Annotated in this window: 3 protein-coding genes; all 3 read left to right on the plus strand. The window is 69.7% G+C overall.

What is annotated here, in order from left to right; translation table 11 throughout:
• The first annotated feature begins 1 nt into the window (after nt 1).
• On the plus strand, nt 2–1,351 hold the full coding sequence (locus tag A9W96_RS07405; protein WP_082972089.1) for an N-6 DNA methylase: 1,350 nt from the start codon (nt 2–4) through the stop codon (nt 1,349–1,351).
• The gene (locus A9W96_RS07410) at nt 1,348–2,439 is read left to right on the plus strand and encodes a restriction endonuclease subunit S (RefSeq protein ID WP_067138701.1); all 1,092 of its coding nucleotides are present in this window, start codon (nt 1,348–1,350) and stop codon (nt 2,437–2,439) included. The genes A9W96_RS07405 and A9W96_RS07410 overlap by 4 nt, the downstream gene beginning before the upstream one ends.
• Before the next feature lie 5 nt (nt 2,440–2,444).
• Nucleotides 2,445–3,035 (plus strand): FAD-dependent thymidylate synthase (thyX, locus tag A9W96_RS07415; RefSeq protein ID WP_067138703.1); only part of this gene is annotated, 591 nt, incomplete at its 3' end.

Below are 3,035 nucleotides of genomic sequence, written 5' to 3' on the forward strand. Positions count from 1 at the left end.
GCTGCGCGGCTCCCTGTCGGCCGGCCAGTACAAGGACGTGATCCTGGGGCTGGTGTTCCTGAAGCATGCCTCCGCCTCACACTGGAAAGTGTTGGCGGACAACGTAACCTCCGAAGGCATCGGCCGGCTGGCCGATGAGGCGATGGACGCCGTGATGACGGCGACACCGGCGCTGGCCGGGATGCTGCCCCGGCTGTACGGCAACCTCGACCGGCGTCGCCTCGGTGAGCTGGTGACCGTGCTCGACGGCGCCCGGATCGGTGACCGCGACAGCCGGGCCGGCGACCTGATGGGCGAGGTCTACGAGTACTTCTTGGGCAATTTCGCGCGCGCGGAAGGGCGGCGGGGCGGCGAATTCTTCACCCCGGCCAGCGTCGTGCGGCTGCTCGTCGAGGTGCTCGAACCGACCGGCGGGCGGGTGTATGACCCGTGCTGCGGCTCGGGCGGGATGTTCGTGCAGACCGAGCACTTCGTCGCCGAACGCGACGGTGACCCCGCGAACGTCACCGTCTACGGCCAGGAAAGCGTCGAGCAGACCTGGCGGATGGCGAAACTGAACCTCGCCGTGCACGGCATCGACGGCTCAGATCTGGGCGCCCGGTGCGCCGACACGTTCGTCACCGACCTGCACGCCGGCGTGCAGATGGACTACGTGATGGCCAATCCGCCGTTCAACATCAAGGATTGGGCCCGCGACGAGGAGGACCCGCGCTGGCGCTTCGGCGTTCCGCCCGCCACCAACGCGAATTACGCCTGGATCCAACACATCCTGTCCAAGCTGGCGCCCGGCGGCACGGCCGGTGTGGTGATGGCCAACGGTTCGATGTCGTCGAACGCCATGGGGGAGGGCGACATTCGGGCCCGCATCGTCGAGGCGGATTTGGTGTCGTGTGTGGTCGCATTGCCCGCGCAACTGTTCCGCAGCACCGCGATACCGGTGTGCCTGTGGTTCTTCGCCATGGACAAGGCGCACCGATCCGGGCAGGTGCTGTTCGTCGACGCGCGGGGCATGGGCCAGCTGGTGGATCGCGCCGAGCGCGCACTGACCCGCGACGAGATCGTCCGGATCGCCGATGCCTACCACGGGTGGTCCGGCGCGGCGTCGGCCCTCGCCAAAGGCCTTGCGTATGAGGATGTTCCGGGATTCTGTCGGTCCGTGCCGGTGGACGACATCAGGGCGGCGAGCTACCCGCTGACCCCCGGGCGCTATGTGGATGCGCCGGCCGTGCCGGATGACGGCGAGCCGGCCGCCGACAAGATCGCGCGATTGACCGGCGAGCTGCTGGCCGCGCTGGACGAATCGGCGCGCGCGGACCAAGCGGTGCGCCGTCAGGTGGAGCGGCTGCGGTGAACACCGTCCTGGGCGATCACCTCGATTTTCGCAGCGGAACCAGCGCGCCCCGGCGGGCGTCCGGCGGAGGGGTCCCCATCTATGGGGCCAACGGCGCGATCGGTTACGCCGCCGAGCACAACGCCAGCGGGCCCGTGATCGTGCTGGGCCGCGTCGGGTCGTACTGCGGCAGCCTGCGCTACTGCGACTCCGATGTCTGGGTCACCGAGAACGCGCTGGTGTGCCGCGCCAAGGACCCCCGAGAGACCCGGTATTGGTACTACGCCCTGCACACCTGCCGGCTGGCCGACCACCGATCCGGGTCGGGGCAGGCCCTGCTCAACCAGAGGATCCTGAACGACGTGTCGGTGCCGACGGTCGCCGCGGGCGAACGGCGTCGGATCGCGGAGGTGCTGGGCGCCCTCGACGACAAGATCGCCGCCAACGACCGGGTGACCGGGGCGGCCGAACGCCTGATGATCGCCCTCGCCGAAGCGGCGCCGGGTCGGGTGCGGCTGTCCAGTTTGGCGAGCCGGTCGACGGTGATCTGCCACGTCAGCGAATTCGACGAGCGCCTCGCCCACTTCAGCCTTCCGGCGTTCGACGATGGCGCGAGACCCCGCCTGGTCGACGCCGCGGCGGTGCGCAGCGCCAAGCTGCTCCTGACGGAGCCGTGTGTGTTGTTCGCCAAGCTGAACCCGAGGATCCCGCGGATCTGGAACGTGCCGAGCCTGCCGTCGCACATGGCGGTGGCCAGCACCGAGTTCGTCGTGCTGCGCCCACAGGGCTGCGATTCCTCGGCGCTGTGGTCGGCGCTGCGGCAGCCGGACGTCTCACTGCGGCTGCAGCGGCGGGCCGCGGGGACCTCGGGCAGCCATCAACGGATCCCGCCCGGCGACCTGCTGGACGTGTCGGTCCCCGACGTGCGCCTGCTGAGCCCGGCGGCGTTGCGGACGATCAGCGATCTGGGTGCGCTGTGTCACGCCGGGCGCGCCGAGAGCGCGCGGTTGTCGGCCTTGCGCGATGCGCTGCTGCCGTTGCTGGTCTGCGGGAAGGTGCGGGTCTCCTCGCGCCACTCCGTGGCGCGCATCGTCGCCCGGCTAAGGTGAGCGCCGTGGCCGAGATCGCGCCGCTGCGCGTGCAACTGATCGCCAAGACCGACTTCTTGGCGCCCCCGGACGTGCCATGGGACACCGACGCCGACGGCGGTCCCGCGCTGGTCGAGTTCGCCGGCCGGGCCTGCTACCAGAGCTGGTCGAAGCCCAACCCCAAGACCGCGACCAACGCCGGCTACATCAAACACATCATCGACGTCGGGCACTTTTCGGTGCTCGAGCACGCGAGCGTGTCGTTCTACATCACCGGCATCTCCCGATCGTGCACCCACGAGCTGATCCGGCATCGGCACTTCTCGTATTCGCAGCTGTCGCAGCGCTACGTCCCCGAGAAGGACTCGCACGTGGTCGTGCCCCCGGGCCTGCAGGACGACCCGGAACTGCAGCAGATCCTGGCCGCGGCCGCCGACGCCAGCCGTGCCACCTACACCGAGCTGCTGACCAAACTGGAAGCCAAGTTCGCCGATCAACCCAGCGCCGTCTTGCGTCGCAAGCAGGCCCGCCAGGCCGCCCGCGCCGTGCTGCCCAACGCAACCGAGACCCGCATCGTGGTGACCGGCAACTACCGGGCGTGGCGCCACTTCATCGCG

The organism is Mycobacterium sp. 1245852.3, assembly GCF_001669335.1.
Lineage (GTDB): Bacteria > Actinomycetota > Actinomycetes > Mycobacteriales > Mycobacteriaceae > Mycobacterium > Mycobacterium europaeum_A.